Annotated in this window: 23 protein-coding genes; 10 read left to right on the top strand and 13 right to left on the bottom strand. The window is 69.1% G+C overall.

Translation table 11 applies throughout. From position 1 onward, the window contains the following. Nucleotides 1-214 precede the first annotated feature (214 nt). Both ACIRQ7_RS31765 and ACIRQ7_RS31760 read right to left on the bottom strand, forming a co-directional pair. On the bottom strand, nt 215-652 hold the full coding sequence (locus tag ACIRQ7_RS31765; protein ID WP_404266067.1) for a hypothetical protein: 438 nt from the start codon (nt 650-652) through the stop codon (nt 215-217). A gap of 93 nt (nt 653-745) precedes the next feature. Then, a complete protein-coding gene (locus ACIRQ7_RS31760) occupies nt 746-1,198 on the bottom strand; it encodes an Lrp/AsnC family transcriptional regulator (protein ID WP_404266066.1) in 453 nt (150 codons plus the stop codon). Nucleotides 1,199-1,309: 111 nt separating this feature from the next. Between ACIRQ7_RS31760 and ACIRQ7_RS31755 the strand changes: the two genes are divergently transcribed. From ACIRQ7_RS31755 to ACIRQ7_RS31745, 3 genes are read left to right on the top strand one after another with little or no spacing between them, the layout of a single operon-like run. Continuing rightward, complete coding sequence (locus ACIRQ7_RS31755; protein ID WP_404266065.1) at nt 1,310-1,927, top strand: LysE family translocator; 618 nt, start codon at nt 1,310-1,312, stop codon at nt 1,925-1,927. A 53-nt stretch (nt 1,928-1,980) separates the two neighbouring features. Then, nucleotides 1,981-2,439, top strand: coding sequence for a PaaI family thioesterase (locus tag ACIRQ7_RS31750; RefSeq protein WP_404266064.1), 459 nt, complete (start codon nt 1,981-1,983; stop codon nt 2,437-2,439). Further along, nucleotides 2,436-3,425 carry an MBL fold metallo-hydrolase gene (locus ACIRQ7_RS31745; protein WP_404266063.1) on the top strand — a complete coding sequence of 330 codons (990 nt, stop codon included), beginning with the start codon at nt 2,436-2,438 and terminating at the stop codon, nt 3,423-3,425. The genes ACIRQ7_RS31750 and ACIRQ7_RS31745 overlap by 4 nt, the downstream gene beginning before the upstream one ends. Before the next feature lie 133 nt (nt 3,426-3,558). Here the strand turns inward: ACIRQ7_RS31745 and ACIRQ7_RS31740 are convergent, their stop codons facing one another. Next, nucleotides 3,559-4,032 (bottom strand): carboxymuconolactone decarboxylase family protein, encoded by a 474-nt coding sequence (locus ACIRQ7_RS31740; RefSeq protein WP_401478309.1) that lies wholly within the window; start codon nt 4,030-4,032, stop codon nt 3,559-3,561. A gap of 279 nt (nt 4,033-4,311) precedes the next feature. After that, nucleotides 4,312-5,061, bottom strand: a complete 750-nt coding sequence (locus tag ACIRQ7_RS31735) for a dienelactone hydrolase family protein (RefSeq protein WP_404266121.1) — start codon at nt 5,059-5,061, stop codon at nt 4,312-4,314. Nucleotides 5,062-5,464: 403 nt separating this feature from the next. Here ACIRQ7_RS31735 and ACIRQ7_RS31730 point away from each other — a divergent pair, with 403 nt between their 5' ends. Beyond that, a complete protein-coding gene (locus tag ACIRQ7_RS31730; protein WP_404266062.1) occupies nt 5,465-6,133 on the top strand; it encodes a restriction endonuclease in 669 nt (222 codons plus the stop codon). A gap of 85 nt (nt 6,134-6,218) precedes the next feature. Here ACIRQ7_RS31730 and ACIRQ7_RS31725 read toward each other — a convergent pair whose 3' ends face one another. Beyond that, the gene (locus ACIRQ7_RS31725) at nt 6,219-6,959 is read right to left on the bottom strand and encodes a hypothetical protein (protein WP_404266061.1); all 741 of its coding nucleotides are present in this window, start codon (nt 6,957-6,959) and stop codon (nt 6,219-6,221) included. 602 nt (nt 6,960-7,561) lie between these two features. Between ACIRQ7_RS31725 and ACIRQ7_RS31720 the strand changes: the two genes are divergently transcribed. Together ACIRQ7_RS31720 and ACIRQ7_RS31715 are read left to right on the top strand one after the other, a co-directional pair. After that, nucleotides 7,562-7,969, top strand: coding sequence for a YciI family protein (locus tag ACIRQ7_RS31720; RefSeq protein WP_404266060.1), 408 nt, complete (start codon nt 7,562-7,564; stop codon nt 7,967-7,969). 16 nt (nt 7,970-7,985) lie between these two features. Beyond that, complete coding sequence (locus ACIRQ7_RS31715) at nt 7,986-9,131, top strand: RNA polymerase sigma factor (protein WP_404266120.1); 1,146 nt, start codon at nt 7,986-7,988, stop codon at nt 9,129-9,131. Nucleotides 9,132-9,295: 164 nt separating this feature from the next. On the opposite strand, the gene ACIRQ7_RS31710 is transcribed toward ACIRQ7_RS31715, so the two are convergent. Beyond that, entirely contained in the window at nt 9,296-9,469 is a 174-nt protein-coding gene (locus ACIRQ7_RS31710) for a CsbD family protein (protein ID WP_404266059.1), read from the bottom strand. A 573-nt stretch (nt 9,470-10,042) separates the two neighbouring features. Between ACIRQ7_RS31710 and ACIRQ7_RS31705 the strand changes: the two genes are divergently transcribed. Beyond that, complete coding sequence (locus ACIRQ7_RS31705; RefSeq protein ID WP_404266058.1) at nt 10,043-11,206, top strand: PP2C family protein-serine/threonine phosphatase; 1,164 nt, start codon at nt 10,043-10,045, stop codon at nt 11,204-11,206. A 28-nt stretch (nt 11,207-11,234) separates the two neighbouring features. Here the strand turns inward: ACIRQ7_RS31705 and ACIRQ7_RS31700 are convergent, their stop codons facing one another. Together ACIRQ7_RS31700 and ACIRQ7_RS31695 are read right to left on the bottom strand one after the other, a co-directional pair. After that, on the bottom strand, nt 11,235-11,774 hold the full coding sequence (locus tag ACIRQ7_RS31700) for a MarR family winged helix-turn-helix transcriptional regulator (RefSeq protein ID WP_404266057.1): 540 nt from the start codon (nt 11,772-11,774) through the stop codon (nt 11,235-11,237). A gap of 279 nt (nt 11,775-12,053) precedes the next feature. Beyond that, nucleotides 12,054-12,182: an LPFR motif small protein gene (locus ACIRQ7_RS31695; protein WP_403670140.1), complete on the bottom strand. Its 129-nt coding sequence runs from the start codon at nt 12,180-12,182 to the stop codon at nt 12,054-12,056. A 371-nt stretch (nt 12,183-12,553) separates the two neighbouring features. Between ACIRQ7_RS31695 and ACIRQ7_RS31690 the strand changes: the two genes are divergently transcribed. Further along, nucleotides 12,554-12,910, top strand: a complete 357-nt coding sequence (locus tag ACIRQ7_RS31690; RefSeq protein ID WP_404266056.1) for a PRC-barrel domain-containing protein — start codon at nt 12,554-12,556, stop codon at nt 12,908-12,910. Nucleotides 12,911-13,086: 176 nt separating this feature from the next. On the opposite strand, the gene ACIRQ7_RS31685 is transcribed toward ACIRQ7_RS31690, so the two are convergent. The 4 genes from ACIRQ7_RS31685 to ACIRQ7_RS31670 all read right to left on the bottom strand — a co-directional run bounded on the left by ACIRQ7_RS31685 (nt 13,087) and on the right by ACIRQ7_RS31670 (nt 18,703). Beyond that, nucleotides 13,087-15,654, bottom strand: a complete 2,568-nt coding sequence (locus ACIRQ7_RS31685; protein ID WP_404266055.1) for an ATP-dependent Clp protease ATP-binding subunit — start codon at nt 15,652-15,654, stop codon at nt 13,087-13,089. 370 nt (nt 15,655-16,024) lie between these two features. After that, the gene (locus ACIRQ7_RS31680; protein WP_404266054.1) at nt 16,025-16,561 is read right to left on the bottom strand and encodes a Dps family protein; all 537 of its coding nucleotides are present in this window, start codon (nt 16,559-16,561) and stop codon (nt 16,025-16,027) included. Nucleotides 16,562-16,938: 377 nt separating this feature from the next. After that, nucleotides 16,939-17,286 (bottom strand): PRC-barrel domain containing protein, encoded by a 348-nt coding sequence (locus tag ACIRQ7_RS31675; protein ID WP_404266053.1) that lies wholly within the window; start codon nt 17,284-17,286, stop codon nt 16,939-16,941. A gap of 514 nt (nt 17,287-17,800) precedes the next feature. After that, on the bottom strand, nt 17,801-18,703 hold the full coding sequence (locus tag ACIRQ7_RS31670) for a universal stress protein (RefSeq protein ID WP_404266052.1): 903 nt from the start codon (nt 18,701-18,703) through the stop codon (nt 17,801-17,803). 398 nt (nt 18,704-19,101) lie between these two features. On the opposite strand from ACIRQ7_RS31670, the gene ACIRQ7_RS31665 reads away from it, so the two are divergent. Continuing rightward, the gene (locus ACIRQ7_RS31665) at nt 19,102-20,664 is read left to right on the top strand and encodes an alpha/beta hydrolase (RefSeq protein WP_404266051.1); all 1,563 of its coding nucleotides are present in this window, start codon (nt 19,102-19,104) and stop codon (nt 20,662-20,664) included. A 468-nt stretch (nt 20,665-21,132) separates the two neighbouring features. On the opposite strand, the gene ACIRQ7_RS31660 is transcribed toward ACIRQ7_RS31665, so the two are convergent. Beyond that, a complete protein-coding gene (locus ACIRQ7_RS31660; protein ID WP_404266050.1) occupies nt 21,133-22,092 on the bottom strand; it encodes an alpha/beta hydrolase family protein in 960 nt (319 codons plus the stop codon). 167 nt (nt 22,093-22,259) lie between these two features. Here ACIRQ7_RS31660 and ACIRQ7_RS31655 point away from each other — a divergent pair, with 167 nt between their 5' ends. Next, nucleotides 22,260-22,856, top strand: a complete 597-nt coding sequence (locus tag ACIRQ7_RS31655; protein ID WP_404266049.1) for a TetR/AcrR family transcriptional regulator — start codon at nt 22,260-22,262, stop codon at nt 22,854-22,856. The last annotated feature ends 225 nt before the right edge of the window (nt 22,857-23,081 follow it).

Raw genomic sequence — 23,081 nt, 5'->3', positions numbered from 1 at the left:
CGCACCGAGCGGATCGCCCACTGTGCGCGCCGGCACGTCCACGCGCGGCGCCGCCGCTTCGAGCCCGCCTCTGATGCCACCGGTGAGATCGTCCGACGCCTTCTCTTCCCCTTTGGCCATCCGGGGTCCGGGTAGCCCACCGGCCAACTCATCGGCCGGCGGGCGGTGTTCGTGTGCGGGTGGCGTCGGTGCCGCAGTCGGAAGCCGGGGTGGGCTACTTACCGCAGTACTTGGTCTTCGTGTTGATGTCGGCGATCCGGGTGCGGTGCCCGAACTTGTGCTTGCCCTTGGTCTTTCCGTTGGTGCTGAAGCACTCGTACCACGGCTTCCCGTCCACGGGAGCCCACTTGATGGCGGCGGTGATGCGCTTGCCCTTCGTGCAGTGGTTGTTGAAGTACAGCGTGGTGGTCTCCCAGCCGTTCTTCCACGAGAAGTTGACCCGCGCTGAGGAGTGCTTGCTGCACTTGATGCTGTCCTTCCCCGACTTCGGGGGGCGGGGAGCGGCCTGGGCGTGCGGCGCGGTCAGGGCGGACGCCGTGGAGGCGGTCGGTGCGGCGGAAGCGGCGGGCGCCGCGTACGCCGGTGCGGACATCAGGCCGACGGTGATGCCGACGGCGGCGATGGTGGCTCCGGCTGAGGTGAGAGTGCGCATCGGTTTCCCCCATGAGGTGGTGAATCACTGCCCGGGTGGTCGTTCCGGGGCGGTTGCCTTGGTGAAAGGCCCGGCTCGGAATCCTAGCGATTGCTACTCGGGCAGCGGGCGATCGTTGACGATGTGCTTCATCACCAGAGTGCTCGTCAGCCGCTGCACTCCCGGCAGCTTGGCCAACTGCTGGTCGTAGATCTGCTGGTAGGCAACGAGGTCGGTGGTGGCCACACGCAGGAGGTAATCGGGTTCGCCGAAGAGTCGCTGAGCCTGGATGACGTGCGGGATGGCAGTCACGGCCTCTTCGAAGGTGCTGACGGTGTCGCGGTCTTCCCAGCGCAGCGTGGCGAATACCAGGGCCTCGAAGTTCAGGCCGACGGCGGGCGGGTCGACGACGGCGCGATAGCCGCGGATCGCGCCGGTGCGTTCGAGGTCGCGCAGCCGGCGGTGGCAGGGCGAGACGCTCAACTGCACGCGGGCGGCCAGCTCGGTGATCGTCAGGCGGCCATCCTGCTGTAGCTCAGTAAGAATCTTCCGGTCCAGGGCATCCATGGAGAAGATTCTCCCTCTTCTGCGCGCGATGTGGGGTAAGAACGAAAACACTTTCGGGCAAATGCGGCCTAATCTTCCCTCTTGGGACAGGGGTACGAGAGGGATTGCTTGATGGATACGACGACGTTGGCGGTTTTCCTGGCAGTGGATCTGCTGCTGGTGTGCACCCCGGGCGCGGACTGGGCCTACGCGATCGCGGCGGGACTACGGGACCGGTCCGTCGTCCCTGCCGTCGCCGGGCTGATAGCCGGGTACGCGGGGTACACGCTGCTCGCGGTGGCCGGGCTGGTGGTGATCGTGGCGAGCTCGGCGACCGTGCTCACCGCGCTGACCGTCGCCGGCGCCGGCTACCTCATGTGGCTCGGCTGGGGAGTGCTGTCGCGGCCGGTGGTCCTGGGCGCGACCACGGAGCCCATGGCCTCCTCGTCCGGGCAGATCATGCTCAAGGGTGCCGGTATCAGCGGACTGAACCCCAAGGCGCTGCTGGTGTACTTCTCACTCTTCCCGCAGTTCATCGACACCGCGGGCGGCTGGCCGGTTGCGGTGCAGACGGGACTGTTCGGCACTCTCCACATGGCGCTGTGCGCCCTCGTCTACGTCGCCGTCGGCGTGCTCGCCCGCACCGTGCTGAAGACCCGGCCTTCGGCAGCCAGGGCGGTCACCCGCGGCTCCGGTGCCATGATGATCGTCATCGGCGGCGTCCTGCTGGTGGAACGCCTGGCCGGCTGACGAACCCGCCTCACCCGTCCGCGGAGACCGTGACGCCCGTCGAAGGAGAGCACGTGGAAGACCAGACGCAGCAGCAGGAACAGGCGAACAGTGAGGTGCAAAAGCGCATCCAGGCGAGCTTTGACCGCCAGGGTCTGATGAGCCACCTCGGTGCACGGATAACCCACATCGCGCCGGGCCGCGTGCACATCGCGCTCACCAGCCGCCCCGAAGTGACCCAGCAGCACGGCTACTTCCACGCCGGCGCCACCAGCGCCATCGCGGACAGCGCCGGCGGCTACGCGGCCTACACGCTGTTCCCCGAGGACACCGAGGTGCTCACCGTCGAGTACAAGATCAACCTCCTCGCCCCCGCCGTCGGCGACCACATCGAAGCGGTCGGAACCGTCCTCAAGTCCGGACGCACCCTGACCGTGTGCCGGCTGGAGGTGTTCGGCGTCCAGGACGGCCGAAAGACACTCGTCGCCAACGGCCAGCAGACCCTGATCCGTGTGAACAGGCCCGAGCAGTGAGCCCGCATGCACATCCGCACCCGTTGCCGCGCTGGGCGACCTGGCAGCAAAAGCCGTTCCCCGACGCCAACCTCCTCCTGCTTCACGGACGACAACCGGCCCTGATCGACAGCGGGTTCGTCGCCCACGCCGACACGACGGCCGCCTGGGCCCGCGCGCACGCAGGCCACATCGACCTCGTCGTGAACACCCACTGGCACTGCGACCACGTCGGCGGAAACGCCCTTTTGCAGGCGGGCGGTGCGGGCATCGCGGCCGGGGCCCCCGAAGCCGAGGCCCTCACCCGCAGAGACCCGGGCTGCTGCGCAGCGGAGTACCTCGACCAACCTGTCGCCCCGTACACGGTCGACATGTCGCTCGACGACGGACAGACCCTCCGCCTCGGGGAAGCCGACTGGCAGGTCATCCCCACCCCCGGCCACACACCCGGGCACCTGGCGCTGTGGCAGCCCGACGAACGGATGCTGGTCGTCGGTGACGCACTCTCGGACTACGACGTCGGCTGGGTGAACCTCGCCCTCGACGGGCCCGATGCCGCCACCACCGCACTGGCCTCCCTGAAGCGGCTGGCCGGCCTCGCCCCACGGGTGTTGCTGCCCTCCCACGGGCCGATCCCCGCCGATACGGAGGCGGCGTTCACCACCGCCCTGCGCCGGGCCCAACGTCTTGTCGACGACCCGGCCGGGGCCGTCTGGTACGGCGCACGGCGGATTTTCGCCTTCGCCCTGATGATCCGCGACGGGATGCCGACCGGTGAGGTCGAGCCGTACCTGCACGCGCGTGCCTGGCTCACCGACGCGGCACGGCTTCTGGACCGCACGCCCGAGACGCTCGCCGCCGAGCTGATCGACACGATGCTCCGCAATGGCGCCATCGTCCTGCGCGAGGGGCGCCTGTACGCCGCCGCCCCCCACACCCCCGTCCGGCCGGAGTCGCTACGCGTGCCGTACCCGCGTGCGTGGCCGGCAGCGACCCCGCCCCGCTAGATGGCGTGTCGTCCGTACGGAAACAGCCGGACCGCGGGGTGGGCCGCCGCGACGCCCCGGGTCCCGGCGAGGGGTGTCCGGGGCGTGGGTGCGGCAGCCGCGGGGCGCCGGCGGTCCGGCCGGGCGATCCGGGTTATCCGAACTGGCCGGGCTGGTAGTCGCCGGCGGGCTGCTGGATCATGACGTTCGCCCGGTTGAAGGCGTTGATCAGGGCGATGGCGCACACCAGAGCGGCCAGCTGCTCCTCGTCGTAGTGCTTGGCGGCGTTCGCCCAGGCCTCGTCCGTGACCCCGCCGGCCGCGTCCGCGATGCGGGTGCCCTGCTCCGCCAGCTCCAGCGCGGCCCGCTCGGCCTCGGTGAAGACCGTGGCTTCCCGCCATGCCGCGACCAGGTTGAGACGCAGCGAGGTCTCACCGGCCGCAGTCGCGTCCTTGCTGTGCATGTCGGTGCAGAAACCGCACCCGTTGATCTGGCTGGCGCGAAGCCTCACCAGCTCCTGCGTCGCGGTCGGCAGTGTCGAGTCCTCGAGGATCTTGCCTGCGGCGATGATGTGCTTGAAGACCTTGCCCACGGTCGGGCTGCTGAAGGCGTCCAAACGGGCACTCATGGTGATCTCCTCTGCCGTTTATTGATGCTTGCACACGTACGACGGCACAGCTCGGCGGGATGTGACATGGGCGCCTGACCTGCGTCTTCTCTCACGCTCGGGAGCGGGAGCTTCGGACGTACGGGCGGCGCGGAGCGCGGGACCACGATCATCGGGCCCGGTCGTCACGATCGCCGGGCCCTGGCCGATACCGCCGCTGGACTGCGGCCGGGGAGCGAGCCAAGGGCTCCGGAGTCGTGTACGTGCCGTCTGATCGGGGTGCGGTTCCGAGCCGGAGCGTCAGTTGTTGGCCAGGGTGCGGTCGAGGAGGGGGAGCAGACGGTCCCAGTGGCGCTGCAGTGCGGAGGGGCTGAAGGCATCGGTGTCGGACATCGTGAAGCCGTGGAGGGTGCCGGGGTAGATCTCGGTGGTGTAGCCGACACCCGCGGCATCCAGGGCCTGGTTGAGCTCGCTGAGCGCCTCGGGCGACAGGTCGTTCTCGGCGAGGCCGATGTGTACCTGGGCAGTGAGCTTGGGGGCGAGGCGGTGCGGGCTGTCGGGTGCGTCGGTGACCAGGAAGCCGGGGTGGAATCCGGCGACGGCGGCCACCTGGTCGGGGTGGGCTGTCGCGGTGCGCATCGCCAGGGCGGCGCCCAGGCAGTAGCCGATCACGGCGACCGGTCCGGCGCCGACCTCGGGCTGGGTGGTGAGGAACCTGAGGTAGCCGTCGGCGTCGCGCAGGACCCGTTCGGTGGTGTGCGCCTCGATCAAGGGCATCAGCTCGGCGAAGACCGCGGACCGGACGTCCTCTCCGATGTGCTCGGGAAGTTCGATCACCGGTGCCGGGCCGTGCCGGTAGTAGAGGTTGGGGACGAGCACGTAGTACCCGTGCCCGGCCAGTTCGCGGGCCCTCTCCTCCAACTCGGGCCGCACGCCGAAGGCGTCCGTGTACAGCAGCACCCCCGGGTGCCGCTCACCCCGGTCCGGGAAGGCGGCGAAAGCGTCGGCCTGACCGTCGGTGGTGGGAATCTGCAGAGTCTTGATGGGAATGGCGGATCTTCCTTCCATGGGCTGATGCAGGCGCACAGCCGCTATCGGGGTTGAGGGTCAACCAGAGACCAGAGACCAGAGACCAGAGACCAGAGACCAGAGGTCGGAGACCAGAGATCATTCTCTGGCGGGTACGGCGGGTACGGCGGGTACGGCGGGTACGGCGGGGCGAGGAGCGGCCGAGGAGGCCTGAAGCCCTCGGAGGTCGCCTGGGCAGCAAACGTCATGCGGCGCAATGAATGTGGGGTGTGGAGCGCGCGCGTCCGGAGTGATCTTGCGGCAATGATCAGGGGGCGGTGGGGTACAAGATCCAAACGATCTTCGACTCACTGCTGGGAGACAACTGTTCATGGTGACACCGATACGCCGGGAGCATGCAACCACTCGCCGCCCTCGATTCAGCATGCGGAAGCTGACCATCGCCTTCGGGCTCGTCGTCAGCGGCGTACTCGGTATCGGTCTCGCCCTTCAGGCCCTCTTCCAGGGCCCGGCGATCCACCCCCGGGCAGTCGTACTGCTCGGACTGGTGCTTGTCGCGACGGCCCTGGTGATCGTCCGGCGCAGAATGCGCGGCGGGGCCACGCCTCGGCGCACCGGCACCGTGCGTGCCCAAGTGGCCCCGGCTGCCCCCGAAATCAGCCTCCAGAGCGAGGAGGACGTAACGGACGACGTCGACTATCTGGCCGACGACGCCGAGCTGATCCCGGATGAATTCGAGCGAGCCGTGGCGCTCCTGTGTGAACGCGACGGCTGCCGGGAGGTCCGTGTCGTCGGTGGCGCCAACGACCTGGGCGCCGATGTCCTTGCCGTGACGCCGGACGGACGCCGTCTCGTCGTCCAGTGCAAGCAATACCGCGACACCAACAAGGTCGGGTCGCAGGACGTCCAACGTTTCGGCGGGACCTGCTTCACCGTCCATGACGCCGATATCGCGGCAGTCGTCACCACCAGCACCTTCACCGAGCCCGCAGTGGAGTACGCCGAGCGGAGCGGCATCCGGTGTCTCGACCACGACATGCTCTTCGCCTGGGAAGCAGGCACCGGGCCGGCCCCGTGGCACACCGGCGGCTGACCCAGGCGTCGGTGCCTCACCCCTCCCATGGGCTGTGAGGGCCGCCAATTCCGGCCCGTCACACCAGCTCACGGCTGCGACGCCGTCAGCCTGCCTGGCGCATGGTCAGGACCTGTGCGCGTACGGCTGCGCGCCCCGCAATCACGTCGTCGAGCCCCCGACGGATCCGGCCGCGGGCCACAATCAGCTCGCACAGGCTCGCACCCGTCACGAGCACACCGACCGCACCGACCACCACGCCCAGTGCCTCACGTCCGTCGGAGAGCCGGGCGTAGGCGGCGTGGGGGGCGACCTGGCTGACCTCGATGCGGACCGTACTGCCGGTCCGAGCGCTGACGGGCAGGGCCTGACCGGTCTCGCGGATGCCGTTGACGGTCCAGTTGCCGAAGCAGTCGACATCGTCGCCGCCGGCGTCAACGTGGCACTTGGTGACCTTGGCGTTCACCGGGATCGTCGGAACCAGCGCCGGAGCGAGGACGTTCGCGGCTCCGGAGAGGGCGAAGACCCCGAAGAAGACACCGAACCCCACGAGGCAGCCGGGCCGGCGACGGAAGCGAGGGCTCCGGTAGTGGGAGAGACCGACGACGCGCGCGGTGGGCATCGCGCGTATCAGGGTGATCGGTATCAGCAGTATCGGGGCGAGGAAACGGGCCACGTTCCCCCCGGTGGTCGGATGGATCTCCCCGACCGGCCAGGAGACGATGAAGAGCACCAGCAGCGCCCAGAACGGCACGGCGAGGATGCGCCGCAGCCTGCGTGCGACGCGCGCCTTGCGTGCCGCTTCCTTGGTCGGCAGCGTCCGGCCGCCCTGTTCATCCATGGACATGGGTACTCCTGGGCGCACCGGCAAGCGGGACTTGCTCCCGGTGAACGCACACGTGCTGGTATCGCCATACGGAAAGTTTCAGGCTAACCCAACCCCCTTCACCCAGTGCTGACGGGCCGGAAGGGGCTGGACAGCGGGGCTGGTGACGAGGCGGTGGCCCCTCGGCGTCGCCGCGGTGTCCGTACTCAACACACCGGTGGCCAGAGGGCCTTGGCGGTTTTGCCACCTGCCGTGCTCGGCATGCGACACCCACGAACCCGCCGAGCATCGTGTCCTGGCTCTTGGACGACCGGCGGCGTGCGATCACGCCGCGCCGGTGCGAGCCCGGTTGCTTCCACCTGGCCCGTCGCGTTGGCACGCCGGCGGAAGAACGAGACGTTCGCCCGCCGATCTTGGAAGGCCTCGCCCGTCTCGCCGCCGTCCGTCACGCCCTCGCCCGCACGCCCCCGCCCCCGCGGATCCGGACGCCACGAGGCCGCTCACCCGGGCTCATCCACGAGAGTCAAAGAAATTCTGTCGATGATGTCGAGAACCCGCGGCCGGCTCCGTCCCCGTGGTGAAAGCGACCACAATGGGCCGCACCAGTACCGAGGAGAATCACCATGGCCAAGTACCTGCTGCTCAAGCACTACCGCGGCGCTCCGGCGGCGGTCAACGACGTGCCGATGGACCAGTGGACGCCGGAGGAGATCTCGGCGCACATGCAGTACATGAACGACTTCGCGGCCCGCCTGGAGCAGACCGGCGAGTTCGTCGACGGTCAGGCGCTCGCCCCTGAGGGAACGTGGGTCCGCTACGACGGTGAGGGGCGGCCGCCGGTCACCGACGGTCCGTTCGCCGAGACGAAGGACCTCATCGCCGGGTGGATGGTGATCGACGTCGACAGCCACGAGCGTGCCGTCGAGCTGGCCGGGGAACTGTCGGCCGCCCCCGGTAAGGGTGGGGAGGCGATCCACGAGTGGCTCGAACTGCGCCCGTTCCTTACCGAGCCGCCCACCATCACGGAGTGAACGGGTGAACTCTGAGGTGAACGAGGTCCTGCTCCGGAGCCTCACACCGAGCGTGCTCGGCATCCTCGTCCGCCGCGGAGCCGATTTCGCGGCGGCCGAGGACGCTGTGCAGGACGCGCTGGTCGAGGCGGTCCGCGCCTGGCCGTCCGAGGCGCCGCGGGACCCGAAGGGCTGGCTGATCACCGTGGCCTGGCGCCGGTTCCTCGACGCGACGCGGGCGGACACCGCCCGCCGCCGTCGTGAGGACCTCGTCGACGAGCAGCCGGCGCCGGGCCCCGCGCCCTCGGTGGACGACACACTCCAGCTCTACTTCCTGTGCGCCCACACGTCGCTGACACCGTCGTCCGCGGTCGCGCTCACGCTGCGCGCCGTCGGCGGGCTGACCACCCGCCAGATCGCCCAGGCCTACCTCGTGCCCGAAGCGACCATGGCGCAGCGCATCAGCCGGGCCAAGCGCACCGTCTCCGGCGTGCGGTTCGAGCAGCCCGGCGACGTCGCCACCGTGCTGCGGGTCCTCTACCTGGTCTTCAACGAGGGCTACTCCGGCGACGTCGACCTCGCTGCCGAGGCCATCCGGCTCACCCGGCAGCTCGCGGCCGCGATCGATCACCCGGAGGTGGCGGGGCTGCTCGCTCTCATGCTGCTCCACCATGCCCGGCGTGCTGCCCGGACCGCGGCTGACGGAAGCCTGGTGCCGCTCGCTGAGCAGGACCGCGGCCGGTGGGACACCGAATCGATCGCCGAGGGCGTCGAGATCCTGCAGGCGGCCCTCGCCCGCGACCGGCTGGGCGAGTTCCAGGCCCAGGCGGCCATCGCGGCACTCCATGCCGACGCGCCCGCCGCCGAGGAGACCGACTGGGTGCAGATCGTCGAGTGGTACGACGAGCTCGCGCGCCTGACCGACAGCCCGGTCGTCCGCCTCAACCGCGCGGTGGCCGTGGGCGAGGCCGATGGGCCGCGCGCCGGCCTGGCGGCACTCGCGGCGCTGGACGACTCACTGCCCCGCCACTCCGCGGTGGCGGCGTACCTCCACGAGCGTGACGGCGACCTGGCGACGGCGGCACGGATGTACGCCGAGGCGGCCGCAAAGGCGCCCAACCTTGCCGAGCGCGACCACCTGACGCGCCAAGCCGCCCGGCTCAACGCCCTCCGGAGTCGCTGACGGGTCGCGCTTAGGCCTTCCCGCGGCACTCGCTGTGCCCGCCCCTGCGGACAGAGCGGTCGCCGCGTGTGGGGGCGAGGAAGCGTGTGGGGGGCCACGGCGGCGGAAGCTCGGCCGGATCAGTGTGATCCGCCGAGTTTCCGCCGTGCGGGCGGTCTTCGCCGTCAGTCCTTCAACGCGTCCTTCGCCTTTTCCTTGGCGTCGCGAAGATTCCCCTTGCTTTCCTCGGCGCTGCCCTCGGCGGCGGCGCTCTCGTTTCCGACCGCGCGTCCCGCCTCCTTCTTGACCTTGCCCTTGAGCTGCTCGGTCTTCGCCTTTGCCTTCTCGCTGGCGCTCATCGCACGTAACCCTTCCCTTCCGTCAACACGGTTCCGATCACACGGTGGGTCGTCATGACGCTGCGCCGACTCGGCGCGATGAACGACCGGGCACGGGGGATACCCGGGAAGCCATCGCGGCTCGGGCGAGACGTCTTCCTGGGCGCAGACGCAGACGCAGACGCAGACGCAGACGCAGGCGTCGGCGGTAGATCCCGTTATGCCTATTATAGGTGCGTTTTCATATGGTTTTCAGGACGCGCTTTCCGGATTCTCGAAGGCGAAGGCGAAGGCGCGGATCGAGCCAGCGCTGCCGGCGGCGCCCCGTTCGGTAGGCCCGCGGGCGCGGTCGAGCGGCATTCGTACCGCTCTGACCTGGGCAAAGGCGCCCTTCTCGGTACGTTCCGCTCGGAGGCGCGATATGTTTGCTGTAGGGAAACTGTTGAGGCCGGACGCCGCAGCGGGATCAGGTAACAGGCTGACGGCAAGCCGACGACAACGACCCATGACGCGGTATCGCCCTCGCGTCGGGCACGCTGGGAGAAAGCGCCCAGCCGCCTTATCAGGACCGGGCATCGGGAAGAGCAGGAACACGTGGACAGATTCGACGATATCGAGCGAGCACTGCGCAACGCCGCCCCCGACACCCTGCTCGACGTCATCAGGGCCGCCCTCGGCGAGCGTTACGGCGTCGATTGGGTGGAGCTGCGCCTCGCCGATTACAGCGTGACCTCGCTCCAGGTCGTCGAGCCGGTGCCGCTCACCACCGAAGCGGTGTTCATCCACAGCAGCCCCCAGGGCCGTGCCTTCGGTACGCAGGAGCCATACGTGGAGCCCTGGTCCGGTGGCCCCTCGGTCGCCGCGCACTTTCCGATCACGATTCGCGGCGACCGTATGGGGGTGCTCAGCGTTTCGGCGCCCAGGGACCGTTTCACCCAGGCTCTCCTTCCCGAGATTCAGCACGTCTGTGAGGCGCTCGGCCACGAAATTCTCGTCGCCGAACGGGATACCGACCTCTACGTGCTCGCCCGCCGCGCCGCCCGTCTCACCCTCGCCGCCGAGATGCAGTGGCAGCTGCTCCCGGGCCGCTCCTGCGCCCGTGCCGAGTTCTCCCTCGGCGCTCACCTCGAACCGGCCTACGCGATCTTCGGCGACAACTTCGACTGGTCGGTCTCCACCGACCACCTGACCCTGACCGTCACCAACGGCATGGGGGAGGGCATCGAAGCCGCGCTGCTGACCGGTCTCGTCGTGAACGCGCTGCGCAACGCCCGCCGCGCCGGCATCGACCTCGCCGGTCAGGCGGCCCTCGCCGACCAGGCCGTCTACGCCCACTACCGGGGCGCCGCGTACGCCTCGGTGCTCCTGCTGCGCTTCGACCTCGCCACCGGCGGGGTCGAAGCCGTCGACGCCGGCTCCCCGCGCATGTGGCGCCTGCGGGGGCGCACGGTAGACGCGGTGGACTTTGACGCTCAGTTGCCGCTGGGCATGTTCGAGGAGACCGCGTACGTCACCGAACGCTTCGAGGTGCGTCCCGGTGACCGGCTCCTCATCGGCAGCGACGGCGTCTACGACACCACCTCGGCGGCCGGCGAGCACTACGGGGAACGCGCCCTCGCCAGGGCGTTGACCGCCAACAGCTTCCTGCCGCCGCCCCAGGTGCCCCAGGCGGTCCTGCGAGATCTGCGTGACTACCGGGGCGGTGTCCCGGTGGAGGACGACGCCCTCATCCTGTGTCTCGACTGGCACGGCCGGTGAGGACGACCACGACCGCTCCGCAGCAGGCTCAGGCAGGCCTGCGGGGCGATACGGACTGCGGGGACAAGGAAAGGGCGGAGTGGTGCCCGGCCACCGCGCCCTGAAAGCCGGACAGCCCCTCGATCAGCGCCTTCCGGGCCTTGGGCGTCATGGCCGCGATCGCCTCCAGCAGCACCTCTTCCCGCTGCGCCCGCAGATCCGCGAGGTACGTCTTGCCGCGGCTGGTCAGCCGGAGCTCAAGTTCCCGTCGGCTTGCGGCACTTGGGCTGCGCTCCACCAGGCCGGTGGCCTGCATGCGATCGCACAGCCGACTGACCGAGGACGGGGCCGCACCGAGTGCTTCGCCGAGCATGCGCATATTGATTCCCTCCTCGCGGTCGAGGGTGTACATCACGCGCAGCTGCGAGGGAGAGACTGCGGGAGTTCCTGCCGCATCACGGCCGCGACCCCAGAGAATTTCCAGCAATTCGATCACCTCGGAAGCGCCCAGAGCGGCGTTATTCGACGAGGTTTTCCGTGAGGAGGCATTCCGTGCGGGGGTACCGCCCTTAAGGGGATTACCGCCCATAACTGACACTCCGATCCGCTCATTCGGTCGTCAACATCACCACTTCAATGCGTCGCACGACGAACGAACGAAAGTCTCGCGCCTCTCGCATGGCCCGCAGTCACCGGGCTTGTCCCCGTATCATGCGTCCCGCACCGCAATCGTATCTCTGCTGGCGCGCATGCCCCGTCGGGCGCGGCCGCACACCTCGCCCCGGGGGTGCGGGCTGTGGTGCGGCGGGGGGAGGCGGCGGACGGGGGCCGCGGCGGCCTTCTCCGGCCTGCCCGCCCCCACCAGCGTTCAGTGGCGGCCGTGGACACTGTCCGACGCTCCTCCGAAGAGTCGGGCGATGGCGCGGAAGGGGAGGGTGATGACGGTGGCGATGGCGCCTCCGATGGCGCGGAAAACGTCTGCGATGGCCTTGAGCATGAGCGAGCCTCCGATGGTGTTCTGTCCGGTCGTGTTCCGTCCGGCTGTACCGGCAACGTGCCGCTGTGCGGTTGTTGCCTGTCCCCGTGTGCCCGGCACGTGCCCGCCAAAACGGAGAGCAGGGGCGTCCTGTCGAATTCCGGGCCGCGTGGAATCAGCCGCACGGAATCGCCTTCCCCACCCGGTGGGAATCTCCCTCGCTCGATGGGAATAGGCAGGTACGTATTCCCGTTCGGGTAGGCCCGTCGCAAAGTGCTCTCGATCGCCTTGCTCATGCAGGTGTGCGTGCCCCGGTGCAGGGCACAAGGAATTTCATGGCCGGATGACTTCGGCGTGACGGAACAACTACTCACCGCAGAGGGAGAATGATAATGACGGCCAATATCTGGAGCTACCCGTCGGAGACGACCGGTCTTGTCGCGGGCGCGAATCTGATCGGCTACAAGGTCGAGGCGATCGATGGCAGTATCGGAAAGGTCGACAAGCATTCCGATGAGGTCGGTGCCGCCTACCTGGTCGTCGATACGGGAGTATGGATCTTCGGTAAGCAGGTCCTGCTGCCCGCCGGCACCGTTACGGGTGTCGACGCCGGCGAGGAGAAGATCTACGTGAGCCGGGACAAGCAACAGATCAAGGATGCGCCGGAGTTCGACAAGGACACCCATCTCGGCGACCCCGGCTACCACCAACAGGTCGGTTCCTACTACGGCAGCAGCGCGACCGGCTGACGTGGGGTGACCGGCGTGCGCGAGAGGCGTGCGCGTCGGACCTGCGTAGATCTGGCACGAACCTGCGTGGTTCTGGCACGGACCTGCGGAGCGGCAGGGGCAGCATGGGGCAGGTGCTGCCGCTGCCTCGCGCCTGCCCCCGCCGTCCCACACGAGTCCACAAGTACACGAGCCCCTTAACCCTCCTCGCTCGCCGCTTTGTCCGGCGAGGTGCGGAAGGCCAGGCCGTCGTTCTCCACCTCTACGCGCACCCGGTCGCCGGCGGAAACGCCACCGTCGAGGAGGAGCCGGGAGAGCACATTGCCGATCTCGCGCTGGATGGTGCGGCGTAGCGGTCGTGCACCGAATTCGGGCCGGTGGCCCTGGCGGGCGATCCAGTCGACGGCCTCAGGGGTGTAGTCGATCGCGATGTCCTGGGCGTTGAGCCGACGGCTCGTCGCCTCCAGCAACAGGCTCGTGATCCGGCGCAGTTGGTCGTCCGTGAGCCGCCGGAAGACGATGATCTCGTCGAGCCGGTTGAGGAATTCCGGACGGAAGTGCTCACGCAGCGTCGCCAGTGCCCGGGTTCGCGCGCCCTCACCTGCCGCCTCGGCATCGCCTTCGGACGCACCGAATCCGAGGACGCCGCGGCCGCCGCTGAGGGCGTCCGAACCGAGGTTGCTCGTCATCACGATGACGGTGTTCTTGAAGTCGACCGTGCGGCCCTGCGCGTCGGTCAGGTGTCCGTCGTCGAGCACCTGAAGGAGCATGTGGAACACGTCGGGGTGGGCCTTTTCCACCTCGTCGAGCAGCAGCAGGGAGTACGGGCGGTGGCGTACGGCCTCGGTCAGCTGGCCCGCCTCCTCGTGGCCGACGTAACCGGGCGGTGAGCCGACCAGCCGGCTCACCGTGTGCCGCTCCTGGTACTCGCTCATATCGAGCCGCACCAACTGTTCCTCACTGCCGAACAGGGCCTCCGCGAGCGCGCGGGCCAATTCGGTCTTGCCCACACCCGTCGGCCCGAGGAAGAGGAAGCTGCCGATGGGCCGTTCCGGGTCGGCGAGGCCCGCCCGCGAACGCAGGATCGCCTCCGACACGGCTCTGACGGCGTCCCCCTGCCCGATGACCCGCGCACGGAGCCGCTCCTCCAGCCCGAGCAGCCGGCTCTTCTCCTCCGCTGTCAGGTTGCTGACGGGGACGCCCGTCTGCCGCGACACGATGTCGGCGACATCCTGAGGCGTGACCTCGACGACCGTTCCATCGCCCGGCTGGGTGCCCTTGGAGGCCTCGATCCGGCCGCAGAGTTCGGCAATGCGGTCGCGCAGTTCCGTGGCACGTTCGTACTGCTCCGAGGCGACAGCCTGGTCCTTGTCCCTGACCAGCTGCTCCACCTCGCGTTCGAGGTCGCGTGCGCTGCTGCTGGGGGTGCCCGAACGGAGCCGGACGCGGGCGCCTGCCTGATCGATCAAGTCGATGGCCTTGTCCGGAAGATAGCGGTGGGCGAGGTAGCGGTCCGACAGCTCGACCGCGGCGGTCACCGCTTCGTTCGTGTAGCGCACCTGGTGGTGGGCCTCGTAGCGGTCCTGCAGCCCGCGCAGAATCTCGATGGCGTCCGCGATGCCCGGCTCGGGCACCTGGACCGGCTGGAAGCGCCGGGCCAGCGCCGCGTCCTTCTCGATGTGGCGCCGGTATTCCTCCAGGGTGGTGGCGCCGATGACATGCATTTCGCCACGGGCCAGCGCCGGCTTGAGCATGTTGCTCGCTTCCAGCGACCCTCCCTCCGAGCCGCTGCTGCCCGCGCCCACCACCGTGTGCAGTTCGTCGATGAAGACGATCAAGGAGTCCGCGTGTGCGCGGACCTCGTCGATGATGGCGTGGAAGCGCTCTTCGAAGTCACCCCGGTAGCGGGTGCCGGCAACGACGCTGCTCAGGTCCAGGGACACGATGCGCCGACCGGTCAGCGTCGCGGGAACCTCGCCGTCGGCGAGACGCTGCGCCAGGCCTTCGACGATCGCGGTCTTGCCCACCCCGGCATCACCGACCAGTACGGGATTGTTCTTGCCCCGGCGGGACAGCACCTCGATGGTCTGCTCGATCTCGTCCTCGCGGCCGATGACCGGGTCGATCCGGCCGGCGCGCGCCATATCGGTCAGGTCGTGGCTGTACTTGTCCAGCGTCGGCGTGTCATGCCGCGGGGCGGCGCTCTGCTCGGCGGTCGTGGTCTCGTGCCCGGGACTGCTTCCCGCGGCGGCGGCATGGGGATCGAAGTGCGCGACGTTCAGAATGCGGCCCGCAGCCGAGTCCGGGTTGTCGGCGAGCGCCTCCAGAACATGCTCGGGACCGATGTACGAGGCCCCCGAGCCCAGCGCCAGATCGTGCGCGCCCAGCAATGCCCGCTTGACCGCCGGCGTGACGATGACGCGCGTTTGCCGGGGGCCTTCCCCGGCGCTGTTGTCGATATCGGCGGCCAACGCTTCGGGATCGGCGCCCGACTGTGCCATCAGGCTGCGTGTCGGCTCGGTGGCCAGTGCCGCCCGCAGCAGGTGCTCGGTGCCCAGTTCGGGGCTCCCGTGCTCGGCGGCGTAAGCAGCCGCCTCGGTGACCAGTTCACGGGCCGGCTCGCTCATCAGGTGTGCGATGTCCGCCTGCCGCGGCAGCGGACCTGCGCCGCCGGGACCTTCGGCCGCCCGGCGGAAGAGACGGGCGAGGAATTCGCCGAACGGGTCCGGGCCGTAGCCCTCCGGACCCATGAATCCATTGCTCATGTACGTCCGTTCCGCTGCCACGACGGTGCCGCGGCGTGCTGGCTGTCGTTGCGTTGCTGCGGCGGGGCACCTGATCACCCCACGATTACTTGGCTACCACTGCTTCGGCTACCACTGCTTCAGGATCCTTGGCTCCTACTTCAGGATCACGGTGGCAGGGAGCATCCGCACCCGGGGCCGGGCCGGGGATCGCACCGGGACCGGGCCGGGACCGGGCTGGGGATCGCACCGGGACCGGGCTCGGCCCCGGGTGCGATCCTGGATGGGGGCCCACTGCTCGTCCTGGGCCGGGCGCCCGCCTCACGCACTGCGGTCGACTTCGGCCGGCCGAACGGCGCGCCCCCCGCAGGACAGGGGCCTGTCCGGCGGATCAGGGCTGATTGCGCGCCTGCTTCGCCGCTGCCCGGCCCGCCTCGGCTTCTCCGTCACCCGAGCCGGTGCTGAGCTTCCCGCCGGCGCTTTCGAGGTGCGCCCTGACGAACCACTGGAAGAGCTCAAGGGACCTCAGGTGCTCGATGAGCAGATCCTGCGTCACGGGGTCGGTGGCATCCGTGGCGGCCACCGCCTCCCGGTGGTCCTTGATGACCCCGCTGTAGACGACGTCCAGCGCGCCCAGGTGCTCGATTGCCTGGGCCCGTCCGACGGAGTAGTCGTCCCAGGTCCGCTCCTTGACCAGCGCGCCGGGCGTGCCGCTGGGCGATCCGCCGAGCGTCGCGACGCGCTCCGCCAGGGCGTCCACCATGCCGCGGACAGCTTCGACCTGCGGGTCGAGCATCTCGTGGACGGCGATGAAGTGCGGCCCCACCACGTTCCAGTGCACGTGCTTGAGAGTGAGGGCCAGGTCATTGAGCGCATGCAGTCGCAGACGCAGGCGCCCGATGACCTCTTCTCCCTCGGCCGTGGTCATTCCGGGAACGGTGTACTGAGGGGTATTGCTCGCAGCCACGGTGAGAATCTCCTATTCGTGGTGATGCCGGATGTGAGTGGGGGAGTGCTTATCTGCACAGACGACAGCGCAGACGACCAGCACACAGATGAACTGTGCAGGCGAACACTTGCGTCACTCGCATCCGGGCCGTACCAGTACCTGTTTTCAGCGTTTCGCGGTCCGGTTCATCCGCCCGCCGTTCATGGACTCATTTTTTCGCCACGCCACATCTCGTACTCCTGGCAGCTGTGTAAAACCTCGCATGCCCGGTGAATCGGCTCGAAAACGTGTGAACTCGCATACGTGCGGAGGTGGCCGTGGGACCGGTGCGCGAGGCCGCTTTGAGGGGCGCCGGGCTAAAACCGGGTGCTGCCGTAGTAACGGCCGATCTCATCGAGGAGGCGCGCATCGCCGATGTGCTTTTCCCGGTCCCATTGCGGGGCGTTCCGTATCTGCTCCTTCGTGCGATCCACGAAGATCTCCTCGTTCTCCTCGTCGACCCCTACGACGGTCCCGGCAGGCAGGAGCACCTGAGCGCCGAAAATCCAGGGGCCGGTGTCCACGACGAGATACTGCGCTCGCACATCGCCGGAGTGCTTGTCGACCTTGCCGATGCTTCCGTCGGTCGCCTCGACCTTGTACCCCGTCAGGGCATTGTCCGTGGCGTGAGCGACGGTCGGACGGTATCCCCAGATATTGCTCATGAGAAATCCGCTCCTTCGCTGACGATGCCTTTCCGGACGGGCGGGTTCTTGAGATGCGGTGACCGCCCGCTGCGAAGTCACGTGCCCGCGACATCGGCTCGTATTCTCGTCGGCCGTCATGATTTTGCCTGCGGGCGCGGGTCGCTGGGGACGCGACGGAACTCCCTCGCCCGAGCTCCCGAGCTGCCCGATGTGAAGACCGCACTGGATGCGAAGACTGCACTGACTGATGGAGTGACCCGAGGCGCGTATGGAAGGGCCTGGATGGATTACCGGTGAGCTGGAGAGCTCACCGGTATAAACGTCTCTTACCCTGAGGGCGCAGCCTGAAAGAGAGGGTATGACGGTCCCCCTCTCAGCCACACTCGTTTGTCTCTGCCACCCGGCTCTCGGCCTCCTCGAACTCGTCCGGCCTTCGTGAGCCGCGGTGCCCCAGGCGTCGTGAGTGGCGTTCTGCCGGCGGGCCCGCCGCACGTGGGCGCGCGCCGGCCCCTCACTCGTCAGCGGCGATCCTTCAGTCGTGGGTCAGCGGTGGTACGACCAGGACCGGGCACGCGGCGGTGTGCAGCGTCTCGGCACTGACCGATCCGAGCATCAGCCTGCGCAGACCGGTACGCCCGTGAGAGCCGACCACCAGCAGTGCGGCGCCGTGTGAGGCCTCCGTCAGGATCGTGGAGGGGCGCACCCGCTCGACCCGGGTGTCCACCTGGACGCGAGGGAAACGATCGCGCCGCTCGGCGGCCGCCGCCTCAAGAGCGCGGTGTGCCGAGTCGTCGAGGGCCTTGAAGTCCGGTACGACCATTCCCGGGCCGGTGGGCAGCTCGCTGACATGGAAGTTGGCGTGCAGCAGCTCCAGCCGTGCTCCGCGAGCCGCGGCTTCGGCGTACGCCAGGTCCAGGGATTCCTCCGACACATCGGAGATGTCCACTCCGACCACCACCCGCTGCTCCGGAGCAGCCGAACTCTCCTGGGGGCGGACGATGAGAACCGGGCAGTTGGCATGGGTTGCCACCTGCCAGCTGACCGAGCCCAGCGGCAGGCGGGGGAACCCGCCGCTGCCGCGATGGCCGAGCACGAGCGAGGCCACCTTGGAGGAACGGTCCAGGAGCACTTCGGCGGCCCGGCCGGCCACGGCCTCCGCCGTCACCATCAGACCGGGGAACTCCAGCCGCACCAAGGCCGCGAGGGGTTCCACGAGGGAGGCTCCCCGCGCCGCCAGGGTGGCGTCGCTTCCCTGGCGTGCTTCCTGGTCTGCGTCGCCCCCGGCCGGGCCGTGCCCCTCGACGACGTGCAAGATGTGCAGAGGGGTGTGGTGCAGTTCTGCTTGTCGTGCCGCGTGCCGGACGACGTCCTGCTGGTGGCTGCCCTCCTCGACTCCCACCAGGACGGGACCAACTGGTGCGGTGGCGTTGCTCATCGAGCCGCTCCTCTTCCGATCGATTACGCCGGCAAGCCTTGTTGTCCGCTGGTGCTTCCGGGTACCCGTGCCATCGGCTCTCAAGCACAGGGGCACCGTCACGGCCGAACGCCGTAGGGGCTGGGTGTTGGGCGGGTGGACGAGTGCGGTGCTGAGCCGGGGCGGTGGTGCGCCGGCGCGGGTGGCGACGGGGTGGCATCGGAGCGGCACCGGGTGTGCGGGCGGAGTCGTGTCGTGGGCGGCGGACGGTCCTCGCTGCGGACTGACCGGACCTCAATTCAGCCGCTATCAGGGTGTGTTGGGGCAGACCCCTACGGGGCATTCCAGGGTCTTGCCGGATACCGGGCGGACGCGCAGCGGGCGAAGATCGAGACCTCGGGAACGTCGAAGGGGGAGGCATGGTGGCGGTCCATCAGGCATCGGGCGAGCGGCGCAATCGTCGCTGGAGACGGCGCTCAGCGCTGGTCTGGGGTGCGGCGCTGGCCGTGACGGTCAGCGCCGTGGGTGTGCAGATCGCGTCCGGGGCGCCCAGCCGACATGACCGCGCAGAGGCGGGCGAGGAGCGGGTGCCGGGGCCCCCGGGGGCGGGCTCGCACATCGCGTGGAAGCCGTGCAAGGGCGACGCCTCAGCGGAGTGCGGAGGGCTGTCGGTGCCGGTGGACTGGCGCAAGCCGGAGGGGGAACGCTTCGACCTCCGGCTCGCCCGGCGGAAGGCCACGGACTCGGGTGCGCGTGTCGGCTCCATGGTGTTCGGGCCCGGCGGGCCCGGGGATTCGGGCGTGGACCGGATCGTGGAGAAGGGCAACATGAGCCGGTTCAGCGACCACCTCCGCAGCCGGTTCGACATCGTCAGCTTCGACCCGCGCGGTGTGGGGACCAGCAATCCGATCCGCTGCTCGCACGAGCGCCTGGGCAGGCGTCCCTCTACGGTCATCAAGAGCCAGGCCGAGTTCGACGCCACAGTGACGTACAACCGCGACCTGCGCGCGGACTGCAGAAGGAACACCGAGAAGGGACTCTTCGACCACGTCGACTCCCTCAGCATGGTGCAGGACCTCGATGCGATACGGGCAGCACTCGGCGAGAAGTCCCTCACCTTCCACGGCAGTTCGTACGGCACGCTGCTCGGCGAGCAGTACGCGGAGCAGTATCCGAAGCGGGTCCGTGCCGTGGTCCTGGAATCCGTGGTGGACCACAGCCTGGGCACGAGGGAGTTCCTCGCCACGCAGGCCGCCACGCTCCAGGATTCCTTTGACGAGTTCGTGGCGTGGTGTGAGCGGGCCACGGGCTGTGCCCTGCACGGCTCCGACGTGCGGGCGCTCTGGGCGGATCTGCTGGACCGGGCCGAGCGCGGGGAATTGTCTGCCAGCGGCAGGGTGTTGGCCCCGTTCGACCTCAACGTTCAGGTGATGAAGCTGCTCTACGACCCCGAGTGGGGGAGGCTGGGGGAGTTCCTGCGCGGACTGAGCGCGGGCAAGGCGACGGCGGATCCGGTGTCCATACGGGCCGAGGGCAAGCCCGAGCCCGTCCTCGAGGCCAGTCCGTTTGAGATCTTCTGCCAGGACTGGAGTCTGCCGGTGCGCAACTACCAGGACTACGCACGGCAGTTGCGCCGCGTCGCCAGGATCGCGCCCGACATGCGGTACCCCCGCGCCCTGATGTCCGTCTCGGCCTGCCTCGGCGCCCCCGAACCCGCCAACCCACAGCACCGGTTGAAGGTGCGGACCACCCGTCCCCTTCTGCTGACCAACTCGGTCCACGACCCGGCATCCGGCTACACGTGGGCCACCGGCGTCGCCGAGCAGCTCGGCCGCAACGGAGTCCTGCACACCTACGAGGGCTGGGGTCACGGCACGTACAGCAGCAGCCCCTGCGCGCGGAAGACGATCGACGACTATCTGATCTCGTTGAGGGTCCCGGCCCGCGGCACGCGCTGCCCGGCCGTCGAGCCGACCGGGTGAGACAGCTCCCCGGGCACGCTCTTGAGAGGGGGCGGCTCAGTTTCGCGGATACCGACAGCAGTTGTTCACTCTTCGAGCGCTCTCCCCGGTCGTCTGCGATCTGCACGGTGAGTGAGGGTGTCCGGACAGCGCCGAGGCAGCTGATGACGACTGCGGATCCGGGGGGGGGAGGCACTTCGCACCGTGGCGGTCACCTGCCCGGACACCATTGTCGAGTGCCGGTCCGCCGACTGCCCCCTCGCCCCTCGCCCCCTCCCGCGGCAGGGCGCCTTAGCTGCGCCCCGTTCCCTGCGACTCCTGGGCCCTGGGCCCTGGGCCCTGGGCCTCACCGTGTTCGTGCCGCGCGAGGGGTTGCGCCCCCTGGCGCGCCGGACGAGGCGAGCCGGACGACGACGGAACGGCCGCTGGATACGGAACGGGACGTTGGATACGGGACCGGCCGTTGGGTACGGGACGGTCGCAGGGGGCCTACTTGGAGTCGACTCGTCCTACCGGGTCGGGGCCAGTTGTCAGCGCCTCGCACGTCGTCTGCCAAGTGGGAGCGCCGGGGGAGAATTGAGTGCGGAGGTAGGCCGCGGTGAGTCGGGCGAGGGCGGCGACTCGTACGGGGTTCTCGTCGGTGGTCTCGGCGGCGTCGTATCCGGCGATCCCACCGAGTCCGTGCTCCGCGTCGAACAGGGTGAGCAGGGTCTTGGGGCCGGGAGCGAGGGTGTAGGGGTCGGCGTGCCAGTCCGGCCCCATGTCCGTGAAGTGCCGGGAGTGGTCCTTGTCGCCGGCGACGACCAATGCGGGTGTGGTCATGGTGGAGAAGTCGACGGCCCCGATGATCGGCCACTGTTCGGCCATGGGCCCGTTGAAGACGTCGCCGCCCCTGCCGGGCGCGGCGAGCAAAACGCCCGCCTTGATTCGAGGTTCCACGAGGTGCGCCACGTCCCCGGTGTCGGGGTCGGTGAGCCCTGCGCCCAGGAGGAGGGCGGCGGTGAAGCCACCGAGCGAGTGTCCGGCGACGGCGACCTTGGTGCGGTCGATGCGCCCGGCGAGCTGCGGCACGGCGCTCTCGATCACGTCGATCCGGTCGAGGATATGGGTCATGTCCTCGGCGCGGGAGCGCCAGAAGTCGGGGGCTCCGGGGGCGTCGGAGACCAGGTCGGCCAGTGTCCTGGAGGTGAGATGGGTGGGCTGGACGACGACGAATCCGTGGGCTGCCCAGTAGTTGGCGAGCGGCGCGTAGCCGTTCAGCGAGGAGAGGTTGTTCGAGGGGCCGTGGCCGTGGGAGAGGAGGATGACGGGAAGGCCGGCTCCGATCGCGGGTGCGGAGACGCGCATGTGGAGGTCCACGGGACGTCCGGGTACGGAGAGGACCACGGGGCCGAAGGACAGGACCGGGGCGGGCGTGCCCAAGGCGTCGGCGGTGGTGGATGTGCTCACGATGTGGGTTCCCTTTCGGTGACACCTGCCGCCCGCCGGTCTCCTGCGACCGGCGATGGACAAGGCGGTCAGGAGCGTTCCGTTTCGGCTAACCTGAAACGGAACGCTGCTCCATTTAGTATCCGGAGCGCTGTTCCGTTTTGTCAATCGGTGTGAAGGAGTACGTCATGGCCACCGAGGGCCGTGCAGGGGAGTCGTCGTCCCGAAGCAAGCGGGTCGACGCCCAGCGCAACCGCCAGACGGTGCTCACCGCCGCCGCCGAAGTGTTCGTCACCTCCGGTGTGGACGCGCCGATCCGCCAGATCGCGGCCAAGGCGGGCGTCGGGATGGCCACGATCTACCGCCACTTCCCGACCCGGGCCGATCTCGTCACCGCCGTCTACCGGCACCAGATCGAGGCATGCGCCGAGGCCGGCCCGAACCTGCTGGCCAGTGCAGGTTCACCGCTCGACGCACTGCGCCAATGGACCGACCTCTTCGTCGACTTCCTGGTCACCAAGCACGGACTCGCCGACGCCCTGCAGTCCGACAGCGACCGCTTCGCCGCGCTGCACGCCTACTTCCTCGACCGCCTGCTGCCCGTCTGCGCCCAACTGCTCAACGCCGCGGTCGAGGCCGGTGACATCACCCCCGGCACGCAGCCCTACGAGCTGATGCGCGGCATCGGCAACCTCTGCATCGGACGCGACAACGACCCCCGCTACGACCCCCGGCGCCTGGTCGCCCTCCTCCTCCAGGGACTCCAGCGCCCCCACACGTCGTGATGCCGACGAGCAACACCGCCACCCGGCCCCTACCCGGCCCCTCCGCGAGACGTCCACGCGAACCGAACGGGCTGCCTCGCAACAACCGGAGACGCCGGCAAGCGCCAGTGCCCTATAGGTGGCAGTGATGCCACGGCCACGGCCCCCGCGCCCAGCCCCCTGCTGTTCCCCCCGTGCGGGAGCAGTCGCGCTCCGCCGCGTCGGCACCTGCATTTCCTGGCGCCG

The sequence above is a fragment of the Streptomyces sp. NPDC101393 genome (assembly GCF_044767385.1).
Taxonomy (GTDB): domain Bacteria; phylum Actinomycetota; class Actinomycetes; order Streptomycetales; family Streptomycetaceae; genus Streptomyces.
The sequence above is the reverse complement of the archived record's forward strand: the minus strand, read 5'-3'. Positions and strand labels throughout refer to the sequence as shown.

Coding starts and splice junctions, on each gene's coding strand:
- ACIRQ7_RS31655 (WP_404266049.1), top strand. CDS start 22,260: ATGGCCACCGAGGGCCGTGCAGGGGAGTCGTCGTCCCGAAGCAAGCGG.
- ACIRQ7_RS31700 (WP_404266057.1), bottom strand. CDS start 11,774: ATGGGCGGTAATCCCCTTAAGGGCGGTACCCCCGCACGGAATGCCTCC.
- ACIRQ7_RS31665 (WP_404266051.1), top strand. CDS start 19,102: ATGGTGGCGGTCCATCAGGCATCGGGCGAGCGGCGCAATCGTCGCTGG.
- ACIRQ7_RS31740 (WP_401478309.1), bottom strand. CDS start 4,032: ATGAGTGCCCGTTTGGACGCCTTCAGCAGCCCGACCGTGGGCAAGGTC.
- ACIRQ7_RS31765 (WP_404266067.1), bottom strand. CDS start 652: ATGCGCACTCTCACCTCAGCCGGAGCCACCATCGCCGCCGTCGGCATC.
- ACIRQ7_RS31730 (WP_404266062.1), top strand. CDS start 5,465: ATGCGGAAGCTGACCATCGCCTTCGGGCTCGTCGTCAGCGGCGTACTC.
- ACIRQ7_RS31690 (WP_404266056.1), top strand. CDS start 12,554: ATGACGGCCAATATCTGGAGCTACCCGTCGGAGACGACCGGTCTTGTC.
- ACIRQ7_RS31695 (WP_403670140.1), bottom strand. CDS start 12,182: ATGCTCAAGGCCATCGCAGACGTTTTCCGCGCCATCGGAGGCGCCATC.
- ACIRQ7_RS31755 (WP_404266065.1), top strand. CDS start 1,310: ATGGATACGACGACGTTGGCGGTTTTCCTGGCAGTGGATCTGCTGCTG.
- ACIRQ7_RS31675 (WP_404266053.1), bottom strand. CDS start 17,286: ATGAGCAATATCTGGGGATACCGTCCGACCGTCGCTCACGCCACGGAC.
- ACIRQ7_RS31685 (WP_404266055.1), bottom strand. CDS start 15,654: ATGAGCAATGGATTCATGGGTCCGGAGGGCTACGGCCCGGACCCGTTC.
- ACIRQ7_RS31720 (WP_404266060.1), top strand. CDS start 7,562: ATGGCCAAGTACCTGCTGCTCAAGCACTACCGCGGCGCTCCGGCGGCG.
- ACIRQ7_RS31725 (WP_404266061.1), bottom strand. CDS start 6,959: ATGTCCATGGATGAACAGGGCGGCCGGACGCTGCCGACCAAGGAAGCG.
- ACIRQ7_RS31710 (WP_404266059.1), bottom strand. CDS start 9,469: ATGAGCGCCAGCGAGAAGGCAAAGGCGAAGACCGAGCAGCTCAAGGGC.
- ACIRQ7_RS31670 (WP_404266052.1), bottom strand. CDS start 18,703: ATGAGCAACGCCACCGCACCAGTTGGTCCCGTCCTGGTGGGAGTCGAG.
- ACIRQ7_RS31680 (WP_404266054.1), bottom strand. CDS start 16,561: ATGACCACGGCCGAGGGAGAAGAGGTCATCGGGCGCCTGCGTCTGCGA.
- ACIRQ7_RS31760 (WP_404266066.1), bottom strand. CDS start 1,198: ATGGATGCCCTGGACCGGAAGATTCTTACTGAGCTACAGCAGGATGGC.